4 protein-coding genes are annotated in these 5,310 nt (G+C 40.3%); all 4 read right to left on the bottom strand.

All coding sequences use genetic code 11. The annotated features are described in order from the left end of the window. The coding region (locus ACTHJT_RS10770; RefSeq protein ID WP_440238028.1) for a DUF763 domain-containing protein at nucleotides 1–945 on the bottom strand (945 nt) is incomplete at its 3' end. Between the two features lie 125 nt (nucleotides 946–1,070). After that, the gene (gene ligD, locus ACTHJT_RS10765) at nucleotides 1,071–3,716 is read right to left on the bottom strand and encodes a DNA ligase D (protein WP_440238027.1); all 2,646 of its coding nucleotides are present in this window, start codon (nucleotides 3,714–3,716) and stop codon (nucleotides 1,071–1,073) included. A gap of 30 nt (nucleotides 3,717–3,746) precedes the next feature. Further along, a complete protein-coding gene (gene ku, locus ACTHJT_RS10760) occupies nucleotides 3,747–4,526 on the bottom strand; it encodes a non-homologous end joining protein Ku (RefSeq protein WP_440238026.1) in 780 nt (259 codons plus the stop codon). Continuing rightward, on the bottom strand, nucleotides 4,523–5,257 hold the full coding sequence (locus tag ACTHJT_RS10755; protein ID WP_440238025.1) for a DUF72 domain-containing protein: 735 nt from the start codon (nucleotides 5,255–5,257) through the stop codon (nucleotides 4,523–4,525). The genes ku and ACTHJT_RS10755 overlap by 4 nt, the downstream gene beginning before the upstream one ends. Nucleotides 5,258–5,310 lie beyond the last annotated feature (53 nt).

Below are 5,310 nucleotides of genomic sequence, written 5' to 3'. Positions count from 1 at the left end.
TTTACCGCCATGAGCAAAGGTGAAACGAGCAGGATCACTAAACCTGGAAGGTGTTCCATGGATGACTTCACTCACTAAAGCCAGTGACTGAATGGTTCTGGGCCCTACACCTTCCAATAGAAGTAGTGACTCAAAATTTTTCAGATCACTTTCATGCGCCAATGCCAATACACTTCCCAAACGTTTCAAATTTACATTTGAAGCGCGCACTTCGTGATGCCGTGGCATCACAATTTTTTGAATTTCGGGCAAAATCAATGCAGGTCTTTCATGCACCAGCTCCAGAATACCTGCCTTTGCTGATGTGGCTTCTATTGCAGCGAGATTTAATATTTCACCCTGATTTTTCCCGTAGATAAATGTATGCGGATTTTCAACAAAGGAAATTACCTTTTCTGAATGCCAGTGATAACGGCGCGCCATTCCGTTAGCATCATTCATGCCTTGCTGCACCACAGCCCACTCACCTTCATCGGTTACAATGAAGTTGTGCAGGTATAATTGGAAACCATCCTGAATTGCCGTATTATCAACCTTTGCAGACAACTTACTTGAATGTACAAGATCTGTACCATTCAAACCGGTACGATCTGCCAGCTGCAGGAGTTCAGCGGGAGTTTGTCTGGAATGCTTTCCTTTGCCGCCGCAGATATAAATACCCAGTTCTTTAAACTTAGGATTTACAGCTGCTTTCAATGATCCCATCACCGATGTTGTAATTCCGGACGAATGCCAGTCCATACCAAGTGCACAGCCAAAAGCCTGAAACCAGAACGGATCGCTTAACCGACTCAACACTGCAGATTTTCCATATTCAAGAACAATGGATTCAACTATTGCACCACCAAGCAAAGTCATCCGCTGGGCAAGCCACGGTGGCACTTTACCATAATGCAAAGGTAGATCCGCATAGCGGGAGCTGGAGTTGAAATACAATTTGGGCATATAAACAAATAACAAAAATTCCGGCTCTTTTGTCTCAAAACAACCCGAAAGTTTTTTCTTTTAAAACGAATAAAAATCCTCCATCTAACTCATTAAAGGATTTTCATTCATAATTCATAATTCCACTACATTTCCAGGTTTTTCAGGCACTTCCGCATGTCAATACCTTTCCCTAATACACCTTTAAACAAATCTCCTTTTTTCTCAAGCCGCTTAAATATTGTTTTTATTGTGAATTGCGATGGATGCAAACCTTTTTTGACTTCTTTCCATTCCAACGGCGTTGAAACGGTGGCCCCTGGTTTAGGACGCACACTGTAAGGTGCTGCGAGGGTTTGCCCGCCACGGTTTTGCAGGTAATCAATATAAATCTGTTTTTTGCGTTCTCTCGGATTCCTAACAAGACTTGTCAATTCAGGTAACCGGTCGTGTGCCAACTGAGCAATCACATGAGCGAAATTCTTGCCTTGTTCGTAATCGTATTTTGCGCCTAAAGGAATATAGATGTGCAAACCGGTTGAACCTGAAGTTTTACAATACGACTCAGCGCCGGCTTTATCCAATATTTTTTTTACAACAAGTGCCGTTTGTATGACTTCATCAAAGGTATTGTCGCCTGGATCCAGGTCAATGACAATATAATCGGGACACTCGATCTTCTGCACACGCGAATTCCATGGATTGATTTCAATACAACCCAGGTTAGCCATATAGATTAATGTAGCCTTGTCCTGACAAAGCATATAGCGAATCTCTTTGGCATTTGATTCCGAAAAAATTTCTTTGGATTGTATCCAATCCGGAAGAGTCTCTCCCATCTCTTTCTGAAAAAAACTGGGCCCATTGATACCATTAGGATGCCTGTTGAGTGACTCCGGACGGTCTTTGAGATATGGCAATATGTAATCTGCTATCTGCATATAATAATCCACCAGATCTCCCTTCGTATATCCGTCTTCAGGCCAGTAAATTTTTGAGCGGTTACTGATTGCTAAAACATGCGAGCCAACCTTCAGTTCATTGCTTTCTTTTTTGCCTGAGCTTTTTGTTCCTGTTTTTTTTTCTGAAGCATGACTTTTAGCTGCAGTGGATGTTTTGCTCTTAGTCGTTTTTTTTGTTTTTACTTCCATAGCATCTTCGGGAATAGTTGTAACTGCTGGTAATTCGCGAACGACTTCACTTGCTTTCTTATCAATGCGCATGCCTTGAAAAATAGGTTGCCGCATATGTCCGTCATTTGTCCATTCTGAAAAGGCAATTTCACAAACCAGTTTAGGAGTAACCCAGGTCACTTTTTCGTTTGTTTTTATTTTCACATCAAACGGAGATTCCTTTCGTATCAAGGGCTTCATGAGTTTTAATGTAGAAGATAACAAGGCAGTATTAAAACCGCCACCAGTGTGGCCTATGTATACCAGCCTACCTTTTTCGTATGCACCCAAAATCAAAGCACCAAAATCTTTGCGTGAATTTCTCGGGGCTGTAAAGCCACATATAATAGCCTCCTGTGCTTGTATAATTTTAATCTTAAGCCATTCCGAGGAGCGCAGTCCGTTACGATACGTACTGTCTGCTTTTTTCGCCATGATGCCTTCCAGCTTATTCTTTCTAGCCAGTTCTAAAAATTTGATTCCATCCTGCTCTATGTGATCACTGTATTTTATATTCGGCAGATCCGGCCAGATATCGGCCAACCGCTGCTTACGCTCTATTAATGGCAGATTCCGGAGATCATGTCCATCTAGGAATAAAATATCGAATATACAATAATAGAGTTCCGGACTTGGCTTTTCATCGTATTGCTGCAAGCCCTGAAAACTTGAAGTTCCATCAGCATTCAACACTACAATCTCTCCATCCAGCACTGCATTGTGACCAAAAGATTCAAGGGCCTCAACGATGGGTCTATATTTGTGATTGAATGAAATATAATTTCTGGAATATAGATTCACTTTCCCGTTTTCAATTTCTGCAATGGCACGGTATCCATCCCACTTAATTTCAAACAGCCATTCCGCCGAATCAAAGGGAGTATCCTTTAGTTTAGCCAGCATAGGTTTAACCTCATGCGGCATCGGGTCTTTACCTTGCTTTATTTTTTTTGCTGCTGCTTGCGGAGCTTTTTTTTTAATGAGCGACTCTTTTGCCGAAGCCTTTTTACTTGCTGCTTTTTTGGCCGTAACCTTTTTTACCGGAGCATCTTTTTTTATAATCTTCGAATTCGAAGGTACATGGTCTTCACTATTATATGGTTCTTCTATAGCATATTCATCCTTGTGTTTAATCAGCAGCCAGGCATTGTCTTTAGCTGAGTTATTGTTTTTAATTTTTACCAATGCGAATTCACCTTTCAGTTTCTTTCCATGTAAAACAAACTTCAAACTTCCTTTTTTAAGTTCTGCCAGTAATTCCTTTTCACTTGTTTTACGGTCAGTACTTCCAATGGCATGATATGTGCCTTCATCCCAGATCTCCACAATTCCGGCACCATAATTTCCTTCAGGGATAACACCATGAAACTTACGGTATTCAAAAGGGTGATCTTCCACCATCATGGCCAGTCTTTTATCTTCCGGGTTCAGTGAGGGACCTTTAGGAACGGCCCAGCTTTTCAGCACACCTTCCATTTCAAGTCTGAAATCATAATGCAGATGAGAAGCGGCATGGCGTTGTATCACAAACTTTAGTTCGTTGGTTGCGGCTTTCTTCTTACCAGCCGGTTCGGGAGTCTGTCTGAAATTACGTTTTGCTTTATAGGTTTCCAGTGCCATAAATACTCGTAGTTAAAAATTCATTCATAATTATCTTGCGGCCGTTCTCCTTACCGGTTGCAGACTAGCCTTCAGTTGCGCCATGAGATCTTTGGTCGCCGTTGGCTTAGCTGAAACAGACTTCGTTTTGGTAGCTACACCTTTAGCCTTGGCTTTTATCAGCTTTAATAATTCGGTAGTGTATGTATCTTTGTATTTTGATATGTCGAATTTTTCTGTGAGCTGGTCAATAAGCGTAAGCGCCATTTTCATTTCTCCTTCTTTGATCTGGCTTTTTGCCGGCAGGTCCAAATCGTCAGCATCCAGAATCTCTTCCTGAAAGCGGATTTTATTCAATACAATGACATCTCCTATAGGTTTTAAAATTGCCAACGCTTCTTTATTCCGCAATACATAATTTGCTACAGCAACTTTCTTCGACTTCCGTAAAGCCTCACGCAACAAAGCATAGGCACGGGCTCCGGATTTATCTGGTTGTATGTAGTAAGGGGTTTCAAAATAGACCGAATCAATTTCATCTTCCATGACGAACTGTAAGATCTCAATCGTTTTTGTTTTTTTAGCATTGGCTTTTTCAAAATCCTTTTCATCGAGAATTACATATTCATCGTCAACCTTATATCCTTTCACGATATTTTCCCAGGCAACTTCTTTACCTGTTTTTTCATTTACGCGCTGGAACTTTATATTCGAATGATCTTTCTTATCCAGCATGTCCAGATCAAGTCTGCTCTCATGTGTAGCGCTGAATAATTTTACAGGTATATTTACCAGGCCAAATCCGATGGCTCCGGTCCAGATTGTTCTCATAATTCATACTGTTTTAGGTGCATCATTTGTTTCAACGTTTTTGCATTCTGTATAGCGTTACCACTCCAGGTATTATCAAAATAAACAAAAGCATTTTTAACTGCTGACTCTGTTATCGAATCACTCAATGCAAGTAATTCTGCGTTTGAATAATTTGATTTATACAATTCAGGCTTACCATGCAGACGGATGTAAGCGGTATCTGCAGTAACAATAAAATCTTCCGGTAAGCCAGGATAACTGGAAATGCAAAACACAATCTTATTTGATTTCAATGTATTATATACGACCGGATTCCACCAGCCCGCATCGCGGAACTCCAATACATTCTTAAAAGAAGGATCAAGCTGATCAATAATTCGTTCCAGCGATTCAAATGAATATTTCAAACCCGGAGGCAGTTGAAAAAGTATGCAATCCAGTTTATCCCGCAACCCTTCAGCAGCGACAGTATATAATTCTTTGACCAATGATTTTGTGCCATTGAATTTTTTATAATGAGTGATCTGATTATTCGCTTTTAATGAAAAACGAAAATGCGAAGGAGTTTTTTCATACCAGCTTTTTAATGATTTACTTGTCGGAAAACGATAAAAGCTGGCATTAATTTCTACGGTATCATATTGCTCTGCATAATACTGGAGCCACTTGCTTTGCGGCAGACCCTGCGGATAAAATACATCCTTCCACTCTTTATAATTATAGCCCGAGCAACCGATGTGAATCTTCATATAAATTCTGTTTTTTGATATAAAAAATCTACAACAGAATTTAAGAACAAGTG

It is taken from the genome of Cytophaga sp. (assembly GCF_051961495.1).
GTDB lineage: Bacteria > Bacteroidota > Bacteroidia > Cytophagales > Cytophagaceae > Cytophaga.
This window is presented reverse-complemented; position numbering and strand designations above follow the sequence as displayed.